The organism is Streptomyces chryseus (genome assembly GCF_014650755.1).
Classification (GTDB): Bacteria; Actinomycetota; Actinomycetes; order Streptomycetales; family Streptomycetaceae; genus Streptomyces; species Streptomyces chryseus.
This window is the reverse complement of sequence record NZ_BMVO01000004.1, coordinates 12,715-33,427: the sequence shown is the minus strand read 5'-3', so window position 1 is coordinate 33,427 and position 20,713 is coordinate 12,715. Positions and strand designations below refer to the sequence as shown.

The 20,713-nt window shown below is 71.5% G+C and carries 23 protein-coding genes and 1 pseudogene; 14 read left to right on the top strand and 10 right to left on the bottom strand.

The window, feature by feature from the left end; translation table 11 throughout:
• Positions 1–173 precede the first annotated feature (173 nt).
• The 6 genes from IE185_RS09085 (at position 174) to IE185_RS09060 (ending at position 4,685) form a co-directional block, all read left to right on the top strand.
• Positions 174–1,208, top strand: coding sequence for an alpha/beta hydrolase family protein (locus IE185_RS09085; protein WP_138894721.1), 1,035 nt, complete (start codon positions 174–176; stop codon positions 1,206–1,208).
• On the top strand, positions 1,205–2,437 hold the full coding sequence (locus IE185_RS09080; RefSeq protein ID WP_138894720.1) for a DUF418 domain-containing protein: 1,233 nt from the start codon (positions 1,205–1,207) through the stop codon (positions 2,435–2,437). Before IE185_RS09085 ends, IE185_RS09080 begins: the two co-directional genes overlap by 4 nt.
• Before the next feature lie 129 nt (positions 2,438–2,566).
• Entirely contained in the window at positions 2,567–2,980 is a 414-nt protein-coding gene (locus tag IE185_RS09075; RefSeq protein WP_138894719.1) for a VOC family protein, read from the top strand.
• Between the two features lie 135 nt (positions 2,981–3,115).
• Positions 3,116–3,442: a helix-turn-helix domain-containing protein gene (locus tag IE185_RS09070; RefSeq protein WP_138894718.1), complete on the top strand. Its 327-nt coding sequence runs from the start codon at positions 3,116–3,118 to the stop codon at positions 3,440–3,442.
• Between the two features lie 5 nt (positions 3,443–3,447).
• The gene (locus IE185_RS09065) at positions 3,448–4,110 is read left to right on the top strand and encodes a VOC family protein (RefSeq protein ID WP_138894717.1); all 663 of its coding nucleotides are present in this window, start codon (positions 3,448–3,450) and stop codon (positions 4,108–4,110) included.
• A gap of 119 nt (positions 4,111–4,229) precedes the next feature.
• Positions 4,230–4,685: a pyridoxamine 5'-phosphate oxidase family protein gene (locus tag IE185_RS09060; protein ID WP_138894716.1), complete on the top strand. Its 456-nt coding sequence runs from the start codon at positions 4,230–4,232 to the stop codon at positions 4,683–4,685.
• A gap of 25 nt (positions 4,686–4,710) precedes the next feature.
• On the opposite strand, the gene IE185_RS09055 is transcribed toward IE185_RS09060, so the two are convergent.
• Positions 4,711–5,457: a DNA alkylation repair protein gene (locus IE185_RS09055; RefSeq protein ID WP_138894715.1), complete on the bottom strand. Its 747-nt coding sequence runs from the start codon at positions 5,455–5,457 to the stop codon at positions 4,711–4,713.
• 152 nt (positions 5,458–5,609) lie between these two features.
• Here IE185_RS09055 and IE185_RS09050 point away from each other — a divergent pair.
• A pseudogene (locus tag IE185_RS09050) lies at positions 5,610–5,795 on the top strand (DUF488 family protein); the annotation flags it as partial.
• Positions 5,796–5,885: 90 nt separating this feature from the next.
• On the opposite strand, the gene surE reads toward IE185_RS09050, so the two are convergent.
• The 5 genes from surE to IE185_RS09025 form a co-directional block, all read right to left on the bottom strand.
• The gene (gene surE, locus IE185_RS09045) at positions 5,886–6,959 is read right to left on the bottom strand and encodes a 5'/3'-nucleotidase SurE (protein ID WP_138894714.1); all 1,074 of its coding nucleotides are present in this window, start codon (positions 6,957–6,959) and stop codon (positions 5,886–5,888) included.
• A 92-nt stretch (positions 6,960–7,051) separates the two neighbouring features.
• Positions 7,052–8,404: an MFS transporter gene (locus tag IE185_RS09040; protein ID WP_138894713.1), complete on the bottom strand. Its 1,353-nt coding sequence runs from the start codon at positions 8,402–8,404 to the stop codon at positions 7,052–7,054.
• 601 nt (positions 8,405–9,005) lie between these two features.
• On the bottom strand, positions 9,006–10,433 hold the full coding sequence (gene rox / locus IE185_RS09035) for a rifampin monooxygenase (protein ID WP_138894712.1): 1,428 nt from the start codon (positions 10,431–10,433) through the stop codon (positions 9,006–9,008).
• A 339-nt stretch (positions 10,434–10,772) separates the two neighbouring features.
• On the bottom strand, positions 10,773–11,174 hold the full coding sequence (locus tag IE185_RS09030; protein WP_138894711.1) for a hypothetical protein: 402 nt from the start codon (positions 11,172–11,174) through the stop codon (positions 10,773–10,775).
• Positions 11,175–11,346: 172 nt separating this feature from the next.
• Positions 11,347–12,264: an NADP-dependent oxidoreductase gene (locus IE185_RS09025; RefSeq protein WP_138894725.1), complete on the bottom strand. Its 918-nt coding sequence runs from the start codon at positions 12,262–12,264 to the stop codon at positions 11,347–11,349.
• A 387-nt stretch (positions 12,265–12,651) separates the two neighbouring features.
• Between IE185_RS09025 and IE185_RS09020 the strand changes: the two genes are divergently transcribed.
• The 3 genes from IE185_RS09020 to IE185_RS09010 all read left to right on the top strand — a co-directional run bounded on the left by IE185_RS09020 (position 12,652) and on the right by IE185_RS09010 (position 14,202).
• Complete coding sequence (locus IE185_RS09020) at positions 12,652–13,224, top strand: RNA polymerase sigma factor (protein ID WP_138894710.1); 573 nt, start codon at positions 12,652–12,654, stop codon at positions 13,222–13,224.
• On the top strand, positions 13,208–13,534 hold the full coding sequence (locus IE185_RS09015) for a hypothetical protein (protein ID WP_229843412.1): 327 nt from the start codon (positions 13,208–13,210) through the stop codon (positions 13,532–13,534). The genes IE185_RS09020 and IE185_RS09015 overlap by 17 nt, the downstream gene beginning before the upstream one ends.
• 62 nt (positions 13,535–13,596) lie before the next feature.
• Positions 13,597–14,202 carry a flavodoxin family protein gene (locus tag IE185_RS09010; RefSeq protein WP_167518889.1) on the top strand — a complete coding sequence of 202 codons (606 nt, stop codon included), beginning with the start codon at positions 13,597–13,599 and terminating at the stop codon, positions 14,200–14,202.
• A 142-nt stretch (positions 14,203–14,344) separates the two neighbouring features.
• Here IE185_RS09010 and IE185_RS09005 read toward each other — a convergent pair whose 3' ends face one another.
• Positions 14,345–14,530, bottom strand: coding sequence for a hypothetical protein (locus tag IE185_RS09005; RefSeq protein WP_211362551.1), 186 nt, complete (start codon positions 14,528–14,530; stop codon positions 14,345–14,347).
• Positions 14,531–14,574: 44 nt separating this feature from the next.
• On the opposite strand from IE185_RS09005, the gene IE185_RS09000 reads away from it, so the two are divergent.
• The gene (locus tag IE185_RS09000; RefSeq protein ID WP_170198274.1) at positions 14,575–14,730 is read left to right on the top strand and encodes a hypothetical protein; all 156 of its coding nucleotides are present in this window, start codon (positions 14,575–14,577) and stop codon (positions 14,728–14,730) included.
• Positions 14,731–14,800: 70 nt separating this feature from the next.
• Complete coding sequence (locus IE185_RS08995; protein ID WP_138894708.1) at positions 14,801–16,417, top strand: phospholipase D family protein; 1,617 nt, start codon at positions 14,801–14,803, stop codon at positions 16,415–16,417.
• Between the two features lie 24 nt (positions 16,418–16,441).
• On the opposite strand, the gene IE185_RS08990 is transcribed toward IE185_RS08995, so the two are convergent.
• The gene (locus tag IE185_RS08990) at positions 16,442–17,398 is read right to left on the bottom strand and encodes an EamA family transporter (protein ID WP_229843411.1); all 957 of its coding nucleotides are present in this window, start codon (positions 17,396–17,398) and stop codon (positions 16,442–16,444) included.
• An 84-nt stretch (positions 17,399–17,482) separates the two neighbouring features.
• Between IE185_RS08990 and IE185_RS08985 the strand changes: the two genes are divergently transcribed.
• A complete protein-coding gene (locus IE185_RS08985; RefSeq protein ID WP_138894707.1) occupies positions 17,483–18,391 on the top strand; it encodes a LysR family transcriptional regulator in 909 nt (302 codons plus the stop codon).
• Positions 18,392–18,435: 44 nt separating this feature from the next.
• Here IE185_RS08985 and IE185_RS08980 read toward each other — a convergent pair whose 3' ends face one another.
• Together IE185_RS08980 and IE185_RS08975 are read right to left on the bottom strand one after the other, a co-directional pair.
• Positions 18,436–18,867, bottom strand: coding sequence for a VOC family protein (locus tag IE185_RS08980; protein WP_138894706.1), 432 nt, complete (start codon positions 18,865–18,867; stop codon positions 18,436–18,438).
• A gap of 192 nt (positions 18,868–19,059) precedes the next feature.
• On the bottom strand, positions 19,060–19,785 hold the full coding sequence (locus IE185_RS08975; RefSeq protein ID WP_138894705.1) for a DUF4386 domain-containing protein: 726 nt from the start codon (positions 19,783–19,785) through the stop codon (positions 19,060–19,062).
• 120 nt (positions 19,786–19,905) lie between these two features.
• Between IE185_RS08975 and IE185_RS08970 the strand changes: the two genes are divergently transcribed.
• Positions 19,906–20,616, top strand: a complete 711-nt coding sequence (locus IE185_RS08970) for a TetR/AcrR family transcriptional regulator C-terminal domain-containing protein (RefSeq protein WP_138894704.1) — start codon at positions 19,906–19,908, stop codon at positions 20,614–20,616.
• The last annotated feature ends 97 nt before the right edge of the window (positions 20,617–20,713 follow it).

Genomic DNA, 20,713 nt, shown 5'->3' with positions numbered 1-20,713 from the left:
CGGTCTCGGTCTCGGTCTCGGACTTTGTGCTGCGACCACCATACTCTCATCTCTGATACGTTCGTAAACGAAACGAGCGTTTTGAGGACGATAGATCGGAGTCGGATGTGCGGACGAAGCAGCGCGAAGACGTGCCCACGGGCGGGCGTCGCACGAGTCGCAGGAAACGAGTGGTGCTCTGGTCCCTGATCGGCGTGCTTCTGGCGGCCGCGGGGCTCGGCGGAGTGGTGATCCGGCAGAACACGTACGACATCCGGGAGGAGCGGGTCTCGCTGCGCCACGGCAAGCACAACCTCGACGGCGTACTGGCCACACCGAAGGATCAGCGCGGGCCGTACGGGCTGGTCGTCTTCGTCCACGGGGACGGGGCGATCGACGCCACCCACGACGGCTTCTACCGCCCGCTGTGGGAGTCCTTCGCCGAAGCCGGGTACGCCTCACTGTCCCTGAGCAAGCCGGGGGTGGGCGGTTCGTCGGGGAACTGGCTGGACCAGAGCATGGACGACCGGGCCGACGAGACGGCGGCGGCCGTCGCCTGGGCGCACCGGCGGCCGGATCTCGACAGTCGGCGCATCGGGCTGTGGGGAGCGAGCCAGGCGGGATGGGTACTGCCCAAAGTCGCGGCCCGCGTCCCTGACCTGCGCTTCGTCATAGCCGTATCCCCGGCGGTGAACTGGCGGCAACAAGGTCGCTACAACCTCCTGGCCCAGCTGCGCGAAGACGGCGCCTCCACGGAACAGACAGCGGCGGCGCTGCGACGGAGGGAAACCACTTTGCGTCTGCTGCGCCGCGACGCCTCGTTCTCCGCGTACCGGGACGCAGTCGACGACTCGCCGGGCTCGCCGGGGATGACGGCCGACCGATGGCGGTTCGTCAAGAAGAACTACACCGCCGACGCCACGGCGGACCTGCGGGCCGTACGAGGCACTCGCGTCCTGCTCGTCCTGGCCGGCCATGACATCAACGTCGACGTGGCCGACACCGAAGCCGCGTACCGCAAGCTGCTCCCCGCCCCGCTCCTGCGGGTCGGGCACTATCCGGACGCCACGCACTCACTGGTGAGGCACGACGTCGAGCAGTCGGAGCTCAAGCTCACGCTGACGGCGGTCCTCGCGCCCAGGGCCCTGTTCGCGAGCGGATTCCTCGCCGACCAGCGCCAGTTCGTCGAGCAGGCCGACGCCGGCACGGACAAGGGTGGGCGGACATGACCGACACGGCGAGAACACGACCGAAGCCCGCAGGCCCGGAAGGGCGGCGGATCACCGACATCGACGTGCTGCGGGGTTTCGCCCTCCTCGGCATCCTGATGGTCAACATCACCTACATCGCCTCCGCCCACCACGGCACCGGCCTGGAAGACCCGAGATTCGACTCGCCGGCCGACCACGCGACCCGCTACCTGGTGGCGACCTTCTTCGAGGCGAAGTTCTTCCTGCTGTTCTCCTTTCTGTTCGGCTACAGCTTCACCCTCCAGGCGAAGTCCGCCGCACGCGGCGGCGCCCGCTTCTCCCGCCGGTTCCTGCGCCGGCTGGCAGCGTTGTTCGCCCTCGGCGCCTTCCACGCCGTCGTTCTCTTCCCCGGGGACATCCTCACCACGTACGCGCTGCTCGGCCTGGTACTCCTCGCCGCCCGGAACACCCGGCCGCGCACCGCGGTGAAAGCCGCGGTCGCCCTGTTCGCCGTCACGGCCACCGGCTACCTGATGCTCAGCTTCGCCCAGTACGCCGCCGGCGGTGGCGGCACGGACGCGGCCTCCGCGGCGACCCGTGCCCAGCAGGCCACGGAGGCGCTTCGCGGTAGCCCGGGCTCGGTGATCGGCGCGCACCTCGAACAGCTCCCGGACGTAGCGGTGCTGCTCGTCTTCTTCCAGGCCCCCGCCGCGCTGGCCGCCTTCCTGCTCGGCCTGGCGGCCGGCCGACGCGAGGTGCTGACCGCTGCCGCGTGCCGCATACCGGTACTGCGACGGCTCCAGCAGATCGGATACTCCGTCGGGCCGGCCGGGGGAGTGGTCTACGCCCACGCGAGCCTGGAACACCCCGGCACCGCCTACCACTTGGCGGCCCTCGGCCTGGATGTCGTCACCGCCCCCCTGCTGGCCGCCGCGTACGCGGCCACCGTCCTGCGCCTGGCAGCCACCACCCGCGGCCACCGGCTCACCGCGCCGCTGGCTCCGGCGGGCAGAATGGCCCTCACCAACTACCTGACCCAATCCCTGCTCTGCGCCCTGCTCTTCACGGGATTCGGCGCCGCTCTGGTGGGCCGCGTGTCGCCTCCTGCGGCAGCAGGCATCGCACTGATCCTGTTCACCTGCCAGCTGGTGGCCTGCCGCTGGTGGCTGCACCGCCATCGGTACGGCCCGGTCGAATGGCTGCTGCGAGCGGCGACCAACGCCGCCTGGCCGCACCGGTCGCGTCGCCGCAGCATCGACGCATCCTGACAACGCCGAGGGCGTCGTGCGAGTGGACGGTGGTGGAGGTGGGACGGTGGGCCGGAGCGGAGGCGGCGCGGGTCCGATCGGTCAGGAATCGAGAAGCGCGGATCACCGTCCGTGCCTAGCATGATCGTCATGGACATCACCATTCACACGAGCTTCCTCCCGCACGACGACCCGGACGCGTCCCTGGCCTTCTACCGCGACGCCCTCGGGTTCGAGGTCCGCAGCGACGTCGGACAGGGCAAGATGCGCTGGATCACGGTCGGCCCGGTCGGCCAGCCCGGCACGTCGATCCTCCTGGCGCCGCCGGCCGCCGACCCCGGGGTCACCGAGGACGAGCGCCGCACCATCATCGAGATGATGGCCAAGGGCACGTACGGCTGGATCCTGCTGGCCACCCGGGACCTCGACGGCACGTTCGAGAAGGTGCTGGCCGCCGGCGACGCCGAGGTCGTCCAGGAGCCCACCGAGCAGCCGTACGGCATCCGCGACTGCGCCTTCCGCGATCCCGCGGGCAACATGGTCCGCATCCAGGAGATCCGCTGAGCGTTCCGGTCACCGACGCGGCCATGACGGCCGACCTCCGCGACCAGCTGTGCGGAGTACGGCCGCCGAGCCGGCGCCCACACGCGGGTTGCCGTACCCAGGTGCTCGCGGACACCGACGAGAAGGAGTTCCCGCATGTGTCACCCCTCGTGGGGGCGCGCACGCGCCGCAGCGCAGCACCTGAGCGACCTCGCGCGACTGCGTCGCGTCCGCGACCGGATCGACCGGGAGCACGCGCAGCCGCTGAACGTCGAGGCCCTCGCCCGCGGCGCGGACATGCCCGCCGGGCAGCTCAGCCGCCAGTTCCGGCTGGCGTACGGCAAGTCGCCGTACGCGTACGTGACGGCGCGTCGCACGACCCGCTTCCCCGAGTCGGTCGGCCTGCCGCCGTGGACGGCGAAACCGGTGACCGGACCGGTCAGGAATGAAGAAGCGCCGGACGCCGAGCCGCAACTAGCGTGATGGGCATGGCAAACATCGAATCCGTAACCCTCGACGTGGCCGACCCCACGGCCGCCCACCGCTTCTACACCGCCGCCTTCGGTCTGGACACGCAGGTACGCCTGCGGGCCTCGGAGGCACCCGCAACCGGCTTCCGTGGATTCATCCTGGCGCTCACGGTGTCCCAGCCGGCCACCGTCGACCGCCTCGTCGAAGCGGCCCTCGAAGCCGGCGCCACGTCGCTGAAGCCCGCCGCGAAGTCGCTCTGGGGCTACGGTGGTGTCGTCCAGGCACCGGACGGGACCGTCTGGAAGGTCGCGACCTCGGCGAAGAAGAACACCGGCCCGGCCACCCGGCAGATCGACGAGATCGTGCTCCTGCTGGGCGTGGCGGACGTGGCCGCGAGCAAGCGGTTCTACGTCGAGCACGGCCTCACCGTGGGCAAGAGCTTCGGCCGCGTGTACGCCGAGTTCGCCGCCGGGTCGAGCCCCGTCAAGCTGGCGCTGTACAGGCGCCGCGCCCTGGCCAAGGACGTCGGCCTCACTCCCGAGGGCACCGGATCGCACCGGCTCGTGATCGGCGGCGGTGCCGGACCCTTCACCGACCCGGACGGCTTCACATGGGAGGCCGCATCGCCGGCTCCCGCGACGGCGGCCGTGTCCGCACCCGCCCCCGCACCCGCGCCCTGAGGGAGGCGCCGGGGCAGGGGCGGCCCCGGCGTCCGCGCAGCCCACGCCCCGGTGAACCGACCGATGACCGACGGAGCCCGTCCCCTGAAGTGCGGGCTCCCCCTGTGGATGGAGGACGCATGACGGGAGCGCCGCCGCGGTGCCTCGAGGACAGGCTGCGGGACACCTGCGCGAAGCTGGAGAGCGACGTCGACCTCTGGGTCGCGACATCGGGTTCCACGGACGGCGTCCACCTCATCCCGCTGTCCTACCTCTGGGACGGGGCCGCGTTCCTCGTCTCGACGCCGCGTGCCTCGGCCACCGGCCGCAACCTGCTGGCGGACGACCGGGTACGACTCAGCCTCGGGCCGACCCGCGACGTCGTGGTCGTCGACGGCACCGCCGAGCCCGTGGACATCGCCGACCTCGCCCCCGGGAGGGGCGACGAGTTCGCGGCCAGGACCGGATTCGACCCCCGCGCGCTCGACGAGCCCTACCAGTACTTCCTGATCCGGCCGCGGCGTATTCAGGCCTGGCGTGAGGCGAACGAGCTGCGGGGCCGCGACCTCATGCGCGACGGCCGCTGGCTCGGCTGACCGGCGTACGACCGCCTTCTCCCGGTCAGGCCCGCATGGCCCGCAGGGCGAGCAGCCGGTCGGCTTCGTCCCGCGGCAGGCGGCGCACCGCTTCTCGGAGCGTCACGGTCGACATGTGCTCGATGTGGACGGCGCTCCACGTCCGCACGAAGTCGCCGTGCCGGTGCGACGCGAGTTCGCGCAGAACCCAGCCGAGGGCCTTGCGGATGAAGAACTCGGTGTCCGTGACGGTCCGGCGGCCGTACTGGTCGATCCGGCCGAGGTCGGGCGTGCCCGTGCGGATGCCCGCGACAAGCGACAGCAGGGTGGTGCGCCGCACCCAGAAGTCGTCGTCGGTGATCCACCGGTCGAGCGTCGGCCCGGTGGCAGCCGGGTGCTGGAGGCGGAGCGGGCCGGTCACGTGCACGGCGAGGGTGTCCACCAGGGCCCAGGTGCGGGCCTGACGGGCCAGGCGCTCGACGAGGTCCAGATGGTGGGGGCCGAGCCGGTCGGCGTGGAAGCGCAGGACTTCCACCGCTGCCCATCGGTACTCGTACACCTCGCGCCCCCAGGCGGCCTCGGCGATGGTGAGGATCTCCTCGAGCGGTGTGCCGGCGAGGGCGCGGTGCCAGGTCTTGACCGCGGTACGCAACTGCGGGACGGGGACGCCGAGGTGTTCGAGGGGGCTGCGGAGGTAGTCGCGGTCCCGTGCGGCCCGCTCGGGCGTGCCGAGTCCCGACAGCGTCTGGTCGAGGGCGGTCAGGGCGAGGCGGGTCTGCGTCGAGGGAGTCATGCGCCGGTGCCTTCCGGGACCTGCTCGCGGGTGACGTGTTCGGCGGCCATCGGGTGGTCCCCTCCTCGACGACCTCGTCGGCAGGGTACTCGTGGCCGTGGTCGCCGGGGCCGTACCGGCCGGGTGGTGGGCCGTGAGTGAAGGCCCCGCTCACCCGGGACCCGGACTTCGTGGCCGCCATGGACCGGCTCCTCGAAGAGGCCGCCCGCCGCCGGACGGCGGCGATGTGCGGCGAGGCGCTCTGGTGGCGCTGTCACCGGCGCCTGATCGCCGGTTTCGCCGTTGGCCCGGGGGCCCCGTACCACCTGATGCACGACGGGCGGTTGGTCCCGCACCTGAGCGCCATGCCTCCACCGCTTCCGGTGACGCCAGGGCCCCGGCGCTCCCCTCCAGCAGCGCCGGGGCCGGTCGTTCGCCGCATTCGGCGATCAGCGGCTGGTCCGTACGTACCTGGCGAGCCGCGCGGCCTCGGAGCCGGTGAACGTGCGGTCGGGGCTCACGGGAGTCACTGTGACGTGCCCCCGCTGGAGCAGCGTGAAGTCCGCGTCGCGCTTGGTCTCCGGCCGGCACTCCGCCGCGCCCGGCGCGCAGATCGCCCCGCCGACCGCGAAGGTGTCGCCGCTGCCCCGGTACACACTGCGCACCACCTTCTGCGTCCCCACGGACGTCCAGGCGGTGCTGCGGGGGCGCCGGCCTTCCGCGAGATGCGGGTAGTTGACGTTCACGACGAACTTCGTGGTCAGCAGCCCGCGCCGGTGCAACCGGCCGATGAAGTCGGCCCCGAACTCGCCGGTCCGGCGATAGGTGCGGTCGGCCACCTCGAGCGAGGTCGTGACGGCCGGGTCGTACGAGCTGTTGAGCGCGACCGCGGGGACACCCTCGTCGATCGCGGCGAGCGCGGCTCCGACCGTGCCCGACTCGTTGACCACGGAGGCCACGTTGGGCCCGTAGTTGCTTCCGCTGACGACGAGATCCGGGCCGTCCGCCCAGCCCGCCTTCGCGGCCAGTCCACCGCCGAGTCCCAGGCGTACGGTGTCGGCGGGTGTGGCACTCGCGGACTCCGGACCGCAGGGCGACGTGCCCTTGCACACGCCGTACACCGCACCGCGCGACGGCGTGCCGGAACAGTCCTTCGCGTAGTCGCCGGGCAGGACGGCCCGGCGCTGGACGGTCAGGTGGCCACCGCTGGTGGCGCTGGTGCCCGCACCGCTCTGATTCGCCCAAGGAGCCATGACGACGACGTCCGCTCCCGCCGCGCACAGCGCGCGCCGTGCCTCGTACAGGCCCTTTCCGTCGGAGGCGTCGGGACGCGCCATCCGCATGGAATCGTCGTTGCTCATGAGGACGCGCAGACCGGCGAGCGGCTGCGCTCCGCCGTACTGCCGCTGGTCACGGTCCGGCGGCCGCGGGACCTGGGCCTGCGCGCCCGCGGTGACGGCGAGCAGGAGTGTGCCCGCGGCGGCGAGGACGGCCGTGGCTCGCCGTCCGGCTGTGGTGGTCATCGTTCTCCTCGTTCGGTACGAAGTGACATCGGAGGTCTTGCGTGCGGGTGCCGGCCGGCTCGTGCGCGCGGTACCGGAAGGGGGCAGCGGGGTCAGCGGACGCCACGTACGCGCAGTACGACGAGCGCGCCGACGAGGGAGACCAGGGCGGCCATGGGGAACAGCGCCTCGTAGCCGCCTGCGGCGACGATCCAGCCGGCGACGGTCGGTGCGAGGATCTGCGGCCCGGCATTGGCGATGTTGATGACGCCCATGTCCTTGCCGGCGTCCGCCGTACGCGGCAGCACCTTGGTGATCAGGGCCATGTCGACGGCGAGATAGGCGCCGAACGCCATGCCGCCGACGATGTTGTACGCCAGCATGCCATCCTCCGTGGGCGAGATCATCGGCAGTGTCAGCGCGAGCGCGGCGAGGACTCCGGACGCCAGCACGAAGGGCTTCACGCGGCCGGTTCGGTCGGCGAGCGGCCCGATGAGAACCGAGGCGGCGACCGTGCACAGCGCGTTGACGATCATCAGGAAGCCGACGGTCGGCAGCAGGTCGTGCTGCGGGATCTTGATGTGGTCCGCCAGCAGGAACATGTTGTACGTGAGGACGACGAAGTAGCCGAGCATTACGCCCAGTCGCGACACGAACGCCCAGCAGAAGTCGGGGTGCTGCCGGGGGCTGACCCAGAAGTTGCCGAAGAAGGCCTTGAGTTCGAAGCGCTCGCGGGGCAGTTGCCGTGCGTCCCGGTCGGGCGAGAGGACTGTGAAGAAGATCGCGGCAACGACCACGATCGCGGCGATCAGGTAGTAGCCGTTCTCGCCGGCGAACCGTCCGCCGAAACCGCCGATGACGCCGTCCCTACCGAACTTGGTGCCGGGTACGCCGCCGATGACGAGCGCGGCGACGATCGTACCGAGCGGTACTCCCAGGCCGACGAGGGCGGAGAACGTGCCGTACCGGGAGGCCGGCACCCGGTCCGGCATGGCGGCGGTCAGGGCGGCCTGGTAACCGTTCATGATGAACTGCACGACACCCCAGCTGAGCCCCAGCGCGGCGATGCCCGCCGCCTGGGCCTGGGCCACGAGGGCGAGCGCGCCGAGCAGCGCGCACAGGAGGATCCAGGGCGCCCGGCGCCCGTAGCGGGAGCGCGTGCGGTCCGACAGCTGGCCGAAGACGGGGTTGCCGACCGTGGCGAGGATCGCGCCGATGGTGCTGGCGGCGGACAGGGCGGCGGTGTCGTTGGTGCCGGTGATCCGCGCGACCTGGATCGGCAGCAGGAAGCTGCCGACACCGAGCCAGAGCAGATAGAGCGCGACGTTCGCGACCGGCAGGGTGACCTGCAGCAGACGAAGTGAACCTTCGTCGGGCGCGACGGACGGGGCGCCAGTGCCAGGAACAGCGGCTGGTACCGGTCTCGCACCTTCGGGAAGTGCACCTTCAGGAAGTGAATGAGTCATGGGTGGGCCCCCTGGAGAGCGTGCCAGGCAATGAAGCAGGTGGAAGCAGCGAAGTGCTGTGGGTTGGACGGGCGCACTCCGGCGGCCGCAGAAGCAGGCCACGAAGCGTGCTGAAGGGGAGGGTAGGTGACACGTGTCATCTCCGGAAGGGGTGCGGCAGGGTGCGACTGTTTCGTGACCCGGGACGTGGCCGGGGACGTGCCCCGGGAGGGAGCAGGGAGGTGAGCCGTTACGTGATGTGGGGAGACTCCGAGGTTTCGTTGAAAGGTTGAACGCAACTCGGCCGCCCGGGCGGCTGCGGCCCCTGCGGAGCGCGCGGTGGCGGCAGCCGGTGCTGTGCGCTTGCGGCGCTGCGCGCCCCACGACGGACCGCGCCCGCCACGGGTGTCGACCGTGACGGGCGGGGAAGAGCGGGGTACTACCTGAAGCACGGCCCCGGGGCCGAGGGAACCATGGGCCGACCACTCGTCCTCTGGGCGCCGCAGGGCCTCGGCTGTTCCCTCATGACCATCGCGAAGCAGGGCGGCCGAGGCCCGGGGCCGCCCTGCTTCGAGCCGGTGGGGGTCGGCGCCGGACCGCCCTTCGCGCCGTACCCGCGCGCTCAGCCCACGGGGGCGCCGAACCACTGCCGAAGCCGGCTGAGCAGATCCTGCTGGTCTTCACCTACCCACACCACGTGGCCGTCCGGCCGCAGCAGCACCGCCGGCGCGTCCAGTTCCTCGCTGACGTCGACGACGTGGTCGACCCGATCCGCCCAGCCCTCGACCGAGAGCCGGCCGGTCTGGTCGAGCAGCAGCCCGCGGCCGTCGCGCATGAGCTCGTAGAGGCGCCCCTGCTTCAGTCTCACGTCCCGCAACCGCCGCCCGAGCAGTTCGTGGCCCTCGCCGAAGTCGTAGCGTACGTCGACCGCGGTGATCATCCCGGTGACGTACCGGTTCACCTCCTCGAAGTCCATCAGCTTCGAGAACAGTTCCCGCAGCGCCGTCGCGCCCGGGTCGGTCCCCAGGAGCGTGATCTGCGCACGGGTGTTGTCCAGCACGCGGGCACCCACCGGGTGCCGTTCGACGTGGTAGCTGTCCAACAGCCCTTCCGGCGCCCAGCCGTCGACAGCGGCGGCCAGCTTCCAGCCGAGGTTGAACGCGTCCTGCACGCCGAGGTTGAGCCCCTGCCCGCCGGTCGGCGGGTGGATGTGCGCCGCGTCGCCGGCAAGGAACACCCGGCCGACCCGGTAGCGCTCGGCCTGCCGGGTGGCGTCGCCGAACCGGGAGAGCCAGCGCGGAGAATGCACGCCGAAGTCGGTACCGGCGACCGCCCGCAGCTGCTGCTTGAATTCCTCGAGGGTCGGTTCGGCCGTACGGTCCTCGCTCACGCCGTCGGCGGGCACCACGACGCGGCACACCCCGTCCTTGCCGGGGGCGACACCGAACCGCAGTTGGGTCTTGCGGACCTCCTCGACGACGGCGGCGATCGTCGCCGGGTCCTCGGTCACCTCCATGTCGCCGAGCAGTGTCTCGACCTTGGCGGGCTCACCCGGGAAATCGACGCCGATCAGCTTGCGCACCGCGCTGCGGCCGCCGTCGCACCCGACGAGGTAACGCGAGCGCAGCTGCGTGCCGTCCGCCAGCTCGATGCTCACCCCGTCCTCGTCCTGGCTCACTCCGACGACTTCGCAGCCGCGCCGGATCTCGGTACCGAGTTCGAGCGCACGCTCGTTGAGCAGCCGCTCGGTGACCGGCTGCGAGGCGGCGACGCCGAACGGGTGAGCCGTGTCCAGTCGATCCGGCCACGGTTTCATGATGCCGCCGAAAAGACCGCCGACCTGGAACTTCTCACTGACCGCCAGGAACCGGTCCAGGATGCCGCGTTGGTCCATCACCTCGGCACTGCGCGTGTGCAGGCCCTGGCCGCGGGACTGCTGGGTAGGCTCGGTCAGTTTCTCCAGCACGACCACGTTCACGTCGTGCAGTCGCAACTCACCGGCCAGCATCAAGCCGGTCGGTCCGCCGCCGACCACGATCACGTCAATCATCAAAAGCCCGTTCAAGAGATTGGATGGTCCGGCCAGTCGCTCCGCGCGGTCCGGTGGACGGCCCACGCGCGCCTTCGCGCCGAACCCCTGCAACCGCACCGCGAGGCCACCAACGGTTCGACGTTCCCGCGCGACCCCTACGTCGAAAGACACGCATGCGCGCCTCGGGTGCGTCATTTCCGCTGGTCCTGGCCTTGGACGAGCATTCTGCGGTACGACGGGGGTCTTGCCGCAAGGCCCCCGGTGCGCTATATGTTGAGAGTGGCAAGGAGCGGCTGAGCTCCTTGCCTTCGCCATGTGGCGTCCGCCGCGGACGGGCAAGTCACTTCAGGAGTCCGGTCACGCGCGGCGGACACCGATCGCGTGACTGACGGAAGCAGCCGTCGTGCCGAGCAGGGACGCCCCCGCGAGGGCCGCCAGCCTGTAGACGTCGACGAGACCGTCCCAGTCCAGCTCTCCGTGCTGGTGGACGACGAAACCGTCGTAGCAAAGCCAGCACACGACGGCGGCGAGCGGTATCACCCGGGGCCGCGCGTGGAAACCGACGAAGGCCAGGAGCGCGCAGTACGCCGCCAAGGCGGTTGCCGGGTGGTGCAGTTGCCCGCCCACGCCCAGCATGGGGAGCAGCCCCATCGCCCCGGTGAAGACCACCGCGCACACCACGGCGGTGGAGTACGCCCACGGCACACGGTCCGGCCCGCGGGCGGCAACTCCGGGCGCGCGCCACCGAACACCGGCCATGGCCCCTCCTCGGTCCAGCCGCTCGTTCTCACCGCTACCGGGGCGTCCGGCGGTGGACGACACCCGACTTCCCAACTCCGACGGCACAACTGAGACTTCACTGTGCGTCAGGAGGAGGTCCGGGGATAAGGCAACGACCGGCCATGTTCGGTGCGGGAGGAAGGGAGAGGGGTCAGACGGCCACGACGATCTTTCCGTGCACATGCCCGGACTGGCTCAACGCGAAAGCGTCGGCGAGTTCCTCCAAGGGGAAGGTCCGGGCCACCGGCACCGCCAGCTTTCCCGCGTCGGCGAGCGCTCCCAGCTCGGTCAGGTCGTCGCCGTTCGGCCGTACCCACATCCACTGCCCGCCGGCTCCGACGACGGAGTTGTCCGCGACCGACGCGTGCCGGCCGCCTTCGCTCAGGACGGCCAGCGTGGTGTCCAGGACCCCGCCGACGAAGTCCGCGACGACGTCGACCCCGTCCGGTGCGAGCTTGCGGACGCGCTCGACGACTCCCTCGCCGTACGCCGTGGGCTCCGCGCCGAGCTCGCGGAGCCGGTCGTGATTGGCGGGGGAGGCGGTGCCGATGACCCTGGCGCCGAGCGCACGGGCGATCTGCACGCCCAGGGAACCCACTCCGCCGGCGGCCCCGTGGACGAGTACGGTGTCACCCGGGCCGGCGCCCAGGCGCTTGAGCACCTGGTACGCCGTGAGACCGGCCAGCGGCAGGCCCGCCGCCTGGTCCCAGGTCAGTGACGCGGGCCGACGGGCGAGGGCCCGCACCGGGACGGTGACGAACTCGGCGAAGGTGCCCCCGTGCACGTAGTCCTTGCGCGCGTAGGCGATGACCTCGTCGCCCACCGCGAACTCGGGCACGTCGATACCCACTTGCTCGACGACCCCGGCGACGTCCCAGCCGGGGATCACGGGGAAGACCGTGTCCATCAGGCTCTCCAGCCCGCCGGCCATGATCTTCCAGTCGACCGGGTTGACCGCCGCGCGCCGTACGCGCACGAGGATCTCGCCGGGGCCGAACTTGGGGCGCGGCTGCCGGGTCTCCGAGAGGACTTCCGGACCCCCGAAGGCCGAGTACGTCATCGCCCTCATGTCACTGCCGCTGTCGGGGCCGGCAGCGTCCTCGCGTCCCATGGTGCGCCCTTCCTCCGGTGGTTTCCGGGTCGTGCCCGGCTGATCGCTTGTCTATGGGTTGCCGGAGAGCGCGCATGCGAAACCGGCGGCAGCGAAGACGGACGCTCCGCGCCGCGTGGCGGCACATCAGCGCCCGCCCACCTCGTGCGTCCTCTGCCCCGCCCGTACCGCCCGGCTCATGGTGCCGGGAATCCTTTGGGCGGCCCCGCGCCTCTTATCACCGTGTCGGCAGAACGCCGGGACGTGAAATGGAGGTTGCCGTGATCGTCGGAATCGCTGTCGCCGTCGGAGCCGTGCTGCTCTGCACCTGTGGGTACGTCGTACTGCGCAGACGGGGCCGGGCCCGTGGCTGAGTCGTCCTGGCCCGGTGAACTGCTGGTCGTCGCCGCGCAGCGGGGTGACGTCGACGCGATCACGGCGCTGGTGTCGGGCTCGCATCCGAACGTGCGGCGGTTCGCCCGCTCCCTGTGCGCCACCCCTGAGGACGCCGAGGACGCGGCGCAGGAAGCACTGATCATCCTGTACCGGAAGATCGGGACGCTGCGGGCGTCCGGCGCTCTCGCGTCGTGGATGTTCCGCATCGTCCGCAACGAGTGCCTGCGGCGCGCGCGGGCGATGGCGCGGGACCGCACACCGCCGTGGGACGGCTTCGCGCCTTCGGCCGAGGAGGAGGTTCTGCTGCGCCTGGAGGCGGGCAGGGTGGCGGCGGCGGTCGCCGCGCTGCCCGTCGACCAGCGACGCGTGCTGATCATGCGCGACATCCAGGGTCACAGCGGACGCACGGTCGCCGATGCCCTGGGACTGAGTACGGCCGCGATGAAGTCGCGTCTGCACCGGGCCCGCGCCGCCGTCCGCCACATGCTGGGTGCCGCACCCGACGCGACTCCTGAAGGGAACACCGATGGGAACGAAGGCTGAGAACCCCGACTTCGCGAGTTCGTCCCTGCCCCGACATCTCGCCCGGGGCGTGGTGGGGTTCGGCGGCCTGATCGGCTCCGTCGCGCTGATTCCGGTGGTCGGACCGGTCAGCCTGCTGTTGCTCCCGGCCGGGGCGATGGCGCTGCGCGGGTGCCCGATGTGCTGGACGATCGGACTGGTGCAGACCGTGTCGAGGGGACGCCTGCGGCGCTCCTGCCGGGAGGGGCGGTGCGCGTTGACGGCCGTCGGTCACGAGAAGCACGCGGGCGAGCCGGCCACCACCCGGAAGCAGGAAGCGGCGGCCAAGTAGTCGTAGGAGCGATGGTGTGGTGCGGCGGTGTACGCGCGGGGTTGCCGGGCAGTCGAGCGAGCATGCGAGCTCTCTTGATCAATTGCACTCTGAAGCCGTCCCCGCAGCCGTCGAACACCGAGGCCCTGGCCCAGGTGGTCACCGCGGAACTCGTGTCACGGGGGGTGAGCGTCGAGTCGGTACGGGCGGTGGACCTCAACCTGCTGCCCGGGGTGAAGTCCGACATGGGCGAGGGCGACGACTGGCCGCGCGTCCACGCGCAGCTGCTGAACTCCGAGATTCTCGTCATCGCGTCCCCGACCTGGCTCGGCCGGCCGTCCTCGGTCGCGCAGCGGGTGCTGGAGCGGATGGACGCCATGCTCTCCGAGACCGACGACGACGGCCGGCCGGTGGCGTACAACCGGGTCGCCGGCGTCGTGGTGACCGGGAACGAGGACGGCGCCCACCATGTCATCAGCGAGATCGGCGGAGCCCTCGGCGACATCGGCTACACCATCCCCGGCCAGGCATGGACGTACTGGCACCTCGGCCCGGGCGCCGGTCCGGACTACCTCGACGACGAACGCGGGCACGACTGGGCCCACAAGACCGGCCGGGCCATGGCCGCCAACCTGCACACCACCGCCCAGGCGCTCGCCGCTCACCCCCTGCAGGCTCCGCCGTCCTGAGCCGGTCTCGCCCCCGCCGCACCCGCGCACGGCGGCGCCCGTGGCGGGGCTGCCTGCGACCGGGGCGACGACGCGGCGGGCCTGCCGGGAAAGGCCACCGGTCGCTCCGCCGCCCCGCCACGACACGTCGCCCTCCCCGCCGTCAGGCGGGGGAGCGGGACGCCGTACGGAACGTATGGCGACAGGCCGTCGGGGACACGCCGATCACGGCCGTCAGGTGCCGGCGCAGCGAAGCGCCGGTGCCGAGGCCCGCCTCGGTGGCGATGCGGTCCACGGTGAGGTCCGTACTCTCCAGGAGGTGGCGCCTCTGCCGCCCAGGAGCGACCACGACGACGACCGTCGGGCGGGCCCGTAACCTCACCGTTCACCCCGGTGTACGAACGCGTGAACGAGGACCCCGCCCGGCGCACGCACGCCGTGGAGTCCGGGCACAACGTCCTCCGGGGCGCCCCGGAGGACCTATCGAAGCTCGTCCTCGGTGCCGCCGGCGATCAGCCCGGCACCCTGGGCGCCGCCGGTACCGGGTGAGCGGGCGGGAACCGGGTACCCGCACCGCGTGCAGGCGTACGCAGCCCCGTACGGACGGAGGGCCCCTGCCGTGGAACACACCGACTGGCTCCTGACGGCCGGCGAACGCGGCAATTCCGCGACCCGCCTGGACAGCCGCCGACCGGACCGCGTGGCCTGGTCGGACGGCAACGACGCGCGGCCCCTGGTCCACGGCGCGACGTACTTCGCGGAGCTCCTCGCGGGGATCCGCGCGCAGCGCGCCGGTGACCTGCTCCTGTTCACCGACTGGCGCGGCGACCCCGACCAGCGCCTCGCCGGCCCGGGCACCGAAGTCGGCGCCGTCCTGAGCGAGGCGGCACAGCGCGGCGTGATCGTCAAAGGGCTGGTGTGGCGCTCCCACCTGGACCGACTCCAGTTCAGCGAGACCGAGAACCGTCACCTCGGCGAGGAGATCGAAGCGGGGGGCGGCGAGTGCCTGCTCGACATGCGGGTGCGTCCGGGAGGCTCCCACCACCAGAAGCTCGTCGTACTGCGGCATCCCGGCCGCCCCGAGCTCGACGTGGCGTACGTCGGCGGGACCGACCTGTGCCACAACCGCAACGACGACGCCACCCACCGCGGTGACCCGCAGGCCCAGCCCATCTCCGCCGCATACGGACCGCACCCGCCGTGGCACGACATCCAGCTCGCCCTGCGCGGTCCCGCCGTCGGCGACATCGAGGCGTGCTTCCGCGAACGGTGGGACGACCCGGCACCGCTCAGCCGCAGCCCCCTGACCCGTCTGCGGGAGCGGATGCACCGGGAGGACACCGAAGCCGACACGCTGCCGCCCCAGCTGCCGGACCCCGAGCCGCGCGGCAGGCACACCGTCCAAGTGCTGCGCACGTATCCGAACCGCCTGCTGCGGGGCTACGACTTCGCTCCCGACGGTGAGCGCAGCATCGCGCGCGGCTACCTCAAGGCGCTGCGGCGTGCTCGTGCGCTCATCTACCTGGAGGACCAGTACCTGTGGTCTCCGCACGTGGTGAAGTTCTTCGCCGAGGCGCTGGCCGCGAACCCCCGTCTGCGTCTCGTCGCGGTCATCCCCTCCGTCCCCGAGCAGGACGGCCGGTTCAGCCTGCCGATGAACCTGGTCGGCCGGATCACGGCCCTGGAGAAGCTGCGTCGCGGGGGCGAGGGGCGCGTGGCGGTGTACGGGCTGGAGAACCATGCCGGGACACCGGTGTACGTGCACGCGAAGGTGTGCGTGATCGACGACGTGTGGGCCTCGGTGGGCTCCGACAACATCAACCTCCGCTCCTGGACGCACGACTCGGAACTGGACTGCGCCGTCCTGGACGGGAGCACCGACCCGCGCGAGCCGCGCGATCCCGGCGGCCTCGGGGACGGCGCGCGCACCTTCGCGAGGGACCTGCGACTGGAGCTCTCGCGCGAGCACCTGGACCAGGAGGAACCCGAGGCGCCTGACGCGCCGGACGCCCTGTGCGACCCGGTGGGCGCCTTCGACGCCTTCGCGGCGGGTGCGGCCGCCCTGGACGCCTGGCACGACGGCGGCTGCCGGGGGCCGAGGCCGCCCGGGCGTCTTCGCACGTACCGTCCCCCGGACCTCTCGCAGCCGGAGAAGGCGCTCGCCATGCCGCTCTACCGCCTGCTCGTCGACCCCGACGGCAGGCCGTTCAGCCGCCGCCGGAGCAACACGTTCTGAGGAGCGGCGGTCCGGGTCGATGACTCAGCCGCTACGGGACGCGTTGGCGGGGAACGGCGCGCTGAGGCTGTCGTCGTCGTTCGGGACGTCGGCTGCCTCCGAGACGCGGGCGCCGGTGCGGGTGGCGCCGATGCCGGCGATCACGACGCACACGACGCCGAGCGCGGGCAGCACGCCGGGTACCTGGCCGAGCACCAGGAGCCCCGCCAGGAGCGCGATGGCGGGCTCCAGACTCATCAGGGTGCCGAACGCGGAGGTGGTCAGGCGGCGCAGGGCGAGGAATTCGAGGATGAACGGCAGGACGACGCTCAGTACGGCCAGTCCGAGCATGAGGCCGAGCAGCTTCCACGTCACGTGGACCAGGTCGGACGGTGCGGCGAGGAGCAGGCCGAGGACACCGGCGACGGGCATCGAGAGGGCCAGGCCGCTCAGACCGGTGACACTGTCGCCGACGCGCTGGGTCAGCAGGATGTACCCGGCCCAGCAGGCCGCCGCGGCCAGCGCGTAACCCGCTCCCGCGGCATCGATGCCGCCGTCCCACGGCTCGGTCAGCAGCACCACCCCGACAGCCGCCGCGGCGGTCCAGCGCTTGCGCCCGCCGCCCGGCCCGAACAAGGACACGGCCAACGGGCCGAGGAACTCCAGCGCGCTGGCGGTGCCGAGCGGCAGTCGCGAGACGGCGAGCATGAAGAACACCATCATCCCGGCGGTCACCGCCCCCAGCACGGTGCAGGCCAGCAGGTCCCGGCCGGTGAAGTCGCGGGGACGCGGACGCACCAGTACGAGCAGGAGCAGGCCCGCCCAGGCGAGGCGCAGACCGGTCGTGCCCAGGGCTCCGAGCTGGTCGAGCAGGGTGACCGACAGCGCCAGCCCGAGCTGGATGCTCGACATGGACGCGAACGTCATCAGGGCTCCGCCCTCGGCGCCGCGCAGGCGGGGACGGACGGCGCCGGAGTTGTTCAGGGAGGTCAGCGGGCTCATGGGCCCCAGTAGAGGGCTTGACCATCGTCCGTGTCCACGTGCCGATCATGGACACTCTGTTCGGAAATCCTGAACAATGGAGTGATGGAGACACGACGGTTGCACCTGCTGGTGGAGTTGTCCCGACTGGGATCGATGCGGGCGGTGGCCGAGGCGCAGAACACCACCACCTCGACGGTGTCCCAGCAGATCGCCGTTCTGGCGCGGGAGATGGGCACGGCGCTGATCGAGCCCCACGGGCGCCGGGTCCGGCTCACCCCTGCGGGCCGACGGCTGGCCGAACACGCCGTGACGATCCTCGCCGCCGTCGAAGCGGCGTACCTCGACCTCACTCCCGGGGCGGAGCCCAACGGCACCCTGCGGGTGTCCGGGTTCGGCACCGCCATCCGCTCCTACCTGCTGCCGCTGGTCGGCGACCTGGCGGTAAGCCATCCGCGGCTCCACGTCCTGATCCGGGAGCACGAACCCGCCGAAGCGCTGTCCCTGCTGGCGACGGACGAGGCGGATCTGGCGCTCACGTACGACTACAACCTCGCGCCGGCCGCCGAGGACCCCGCGGTGCGCGCCACGCCGCTGTGGACGGCCCGGTGGGGCCTGGGCGTGCCCGCGCGGACCGACGCCGGGCAGGGGACGGCGCTGGACATCGTCCACCGCTTCCGCGAGCACGACTGGATCGTCAACTCGCGCAACACCGCCGACGAGTCCGTCATCCGCACGCTGGGCTCGATGGCCGGCTTCGTCCCGCGCGTCACGCACCAGGCCGACAGCCTGAACCTGGTGCAAGGCATGATCACGGCGGGCCTCGGCGTGGGCCTGCTGCCACTGGACACCGCCGTGCTCCCCGACGTACGCATCGTCCCGCTCACGGCGCCCGACATCGAGCTGCGGGCGTACGCCGTCGCCCGACGCGGCCGCCTGAACTGGCCCCCGCTCGCCCTGGTGACCGACCGGCTGACGCGGGCGGCGCGCGGCGACGGGACCACCACCGCGTGACGTACGTGAGTGGATCACTTACGTCTGTACGGCGAGGCGGCCGGTCAGCGTTCCGACAGCTCGGACGGGGCCTCCTGGACCACCCAGCCGTTGCCGTCCGGGTCCTCGAAGGACATGAACGAGTTCCAGGTCTCGCCCTTGCCGTCCTCCCAGCCCGTCGCACCGACGTGCCGGATCGGGGAGGCGTCCACGCCGCGGCCCACCAACTCCTCCCGGGCCGCCTCGATGTCGGTGACACAGACCTGAAGGCCCTGCAAAGTGCCCGGAGCCATCGTCTTCGTGCCCGGTGCGGCGGGCATGCCCTCCAGCATCGCGATCGAGCATCGCGAACCGGGCGGCGTCAGCTGGACGATGCGCATGCCGGGTGCGACCTCGTCGTCGAGGTCGACGCGGAAGCCGGCCTTCTCGGCGTAGAACTTCTTGGCGCGGTCCATGTCGGTGACAGGGACCGGGACGACTTCGAGTGTCCAGTTCATGGAGAGTCTCCTCGGAAACGCGGCGAGTCCGTTCGAACGCAGCGCCCTCGGTGCGGCCGCAGCCGACCGAGGGCGCGGACGTACGCGGCTCAGGGCTGGTCCACCGTCGCCCACCATGGACCGCTCACGCACGCCGAAACGCCAGCCTTGTCCGTATTTTTCTCGCGGCGCGCCTGAGGACGCGACGACCCGTCACCCGACGGTCGAGCGGTGCGGCTCCTCTCCTCGGGGTGCCGTGTCGAGGAGGGGAGACGGCTTGAACCCCTTGGCGATCAGCCAGACGGCAAGGCTCACCTCCCACGCGAAGACGGGGATCGCCGCGACCGACCCCGCCACGGAGAGCTGCTCGTACACCCCGAACAGCACGGCGGTCGCCGAGGCGCAGATCAGCGTGCCTCCGGCGAGCCCCAGCACGGCGATGACCCGTGGGACGAGGCCGGAGCGGTACATCAGCCACGCCAGGACCAGCGAGTTCGCGCCCAGGGCGAAGTTGGGTCCGATGAGGAACGCCCAGTCGTGGAAGGCCACCAGTGTCCTGCCGGCTGTGACGAGCGAGGCGGCATCGCTGCCGGCCGCTCCCGCGAAGTCCCTCCGCAGCGTCACGACGGACAGAACGCTGATGATGCCGACGACGATGACGGCCGCTTCGAGCAGGCGGGCGCACACGTATCCCAGCGCCGCTCCCTCGTTCTGCTTCCTGAGGACCGGGTACAGCGCGGCGCCCGTGCCGACGACGGCCGCCGCCAGAACCATCTCGAACAGTGCGCCGAGGAACACCCGCGAGTCGGCGCCGGAACCGACGACGTAGTCGGCGTCCTGCAGCACGGGTCCGTACAGCACGAGCCCGCCGATCGCGGCGGCCTCGGTGACGAGGAACAACACGCCTGCGACGACCGCGGTTCTTCTGGTCGGTATCACCAGGACCCACCCCCATATGAAAGGTGTACGGCGTACACCGAAGGTCCACGGTAGGTGTACGCCGTACACTCGTCAACCCGGGCCACAGACACGACGGATCACGAGGGAGCTGACGGCGAGATGGCAGAGCAGACGAAGGCGGCACGCCGAACCCCTCTGACCAGGGACCGGGTGCTGCGGGCGGCCGTCGTGCTCGCCGACGACATCGGCATCGAAGCCCTCAGCATGCGCAAGCTCGCGCAGGAGCTGGGCGTAGTGCCGATGGCGCTCTACAAACACGTCGCGAACAAGGAACAACTCCTGGACGGCATGGTGGATGTCGTCGTGGGCGAGATCGAACCGCCGGTCGCGGGGGCCGACTGGAAGAGCGCGGTACGCCGGAGGATCCTCTCGGCGCGACGCGCTCTCGTCGGACACTCCTGGGCGGCCCAAGTGATCCGGACGCGCAGCGGCCCGACGCCGGCCGTGCTCGCCTACATGGACTCCGTGATCGGCATGTTCAGGACCGGTGGCTTCTCCGTCGATCTGACCCACCATGCGATGCACGCGCTGGGCAGCCGCATGATGGGCTTCACGCAGGAACTGTTCGACGCCTCGCCTGGTCCCGACCCGCGAACGCGGCCGGCCCGGCCCCAGGAGGACGCGGGGGAGTACCCGTACGTGAGGGAGCTGGCCGGCGCGGTGGCCCACGACGAGGGGTCCGTGGTCGGCCAGGGGTGCGACGACCAGTTCGAGTTCGAGTTCGCGCTGGATCTCCTCCTGGACGGGTTCGAGCGACTGCGGCGCCAGGGGTGGTCCTCCGCCGGCCGCTCGGGGGGCCGGACCACATGACGCCGGGCACGCGGACGGGGTCCGCGCAGCGACAGCCGTGCGGCGCGCCCCGACCGCGCAGCGGCGTCCCGGCAGCCTTCAGCGCGCTGCCGATTCG

Excerpts from the sequence above, each read along its gene's own strand:
- IE185_RS08980 (WP_138894706.1), bottom strand. The coding sequence starts at position 18,867 with ATGAACTGGACACTCGAAGTCGTCCCGGTCCCTGTCACCGACATGGAC.
- IE185_RS09025 (WP_138894725.1), bottom strand. The coding sequence starts at position 12,264 with ATGAGGGCGATGACGTACTCGGCCTTCGGGGGTCCGGAAGTCCTCTCG.
- rox (WP_138894712.1), bottom strand. The coding sequence starts at position 10,433 with ATGATTGACGTGATCGTGGTCGGCGGCGGACCGACCGGCTTGATGCTG.
- surE (WP_138894714.1), bottom strand. The coding sequence starts at position 6,959 with ATGACCACCACAGCCGGACGGCGAGCCACGGCCGTCCTCGCCGCCGCG.
- IE185_RS09040 (WP_138894713.1), bottom strand. The coding sequence starts at position 8,404 with ATGACTCATTCACTTCCTGAAGGTGCACTTCCCGAAGGTGCGAGACCG.
- IE185_RS09015 (WP_229843412.1), top strand. The coding sequence starts at position 13,208 with ATGGGAACGAAGGCTGAGAACCCCGACTTCGCGAGTTCGTCCCTGCCC.
- IE185_RS09030 (WP_138894711.1), bottom strand. The coding sequence starts at position 11,174 with ATGGCCGGTGTTCGGTGGCGCGCGCCCGGAGTTGCCGCCCGCGGGCCG.
- IE185_RS08985 (WP_138894707.1), top strand. The coding sequence starts at position 17,483 with ATGGAGACACGACGGTTGCACCTGCTGGTGGAGTTGTCCCGACTGGGA.
- IE185_RS09065 (WP_138894717.1), top strand. The coding sequence starts at position 3,448 with ATGGCAAACATCGAATCCGTAACCCTCGACGTGGCCGACCCCACGGCC.
- IE185_RS09010 (WP_167518889.1), top strand. The coding sequence starts at position 13,597 with ATGCGAGCTCTCTTGATCAATTGCACTCTGAAGCCGTCCCCGCAGCCG.
- IE185_RS09080 (WP_138894720.1), top strand. The coding sequence starts at position 1,205 with ATGACCGACACGGCGAGAACACGACCGAAGCCCGCAGGCCCGGAAGGG.
- IE185_RS08990 (WP_229843411.1), bottom strand. The coding sequence starts at position 17,398 with ATGAGCCCGCTGACCTCCCTGAACAACTCCGGCGCCGTCCGTCCCCGC.
- IE185_RS09075 (WP_138894719.1), top strand. The coding sequence starts at position 2,567 with ATGGACATCACCATTCACACGAGCTTCCTCCCGCACGACGACCCGGAC.
- IE185_RS09055 (WP_138894715.1), bottom strand. The coding sequence starts at position 5,457 with ATGACTCCCTCGACGCAGACCCGCCTCGCCCTGACCGCCCTCGACCAG.
- IE185_RS09070 (WP_138894718.1), top strand. The coding sequence starts at position 3,116 with ATGTGTCACCCCTCGTGGGGGCGCGCACGCGCCGCAGCGCAGCACCTG.
- IE185_RS09060 (WP_138894716.1), top strand. The coding sequence starts at position 4,230 with ATGACGGGAGCGCCGCCGCGGTGCCTCGAGGACAGGCTGCGGGACACC.
- IE185_RS08970 (WP_138894704.1), top strand. The coding sequence starts at position 19,906 with ATGGCAGAGCAGACGAAGGCGGCACGCCGAACCCCTCTGACCAGGGAC.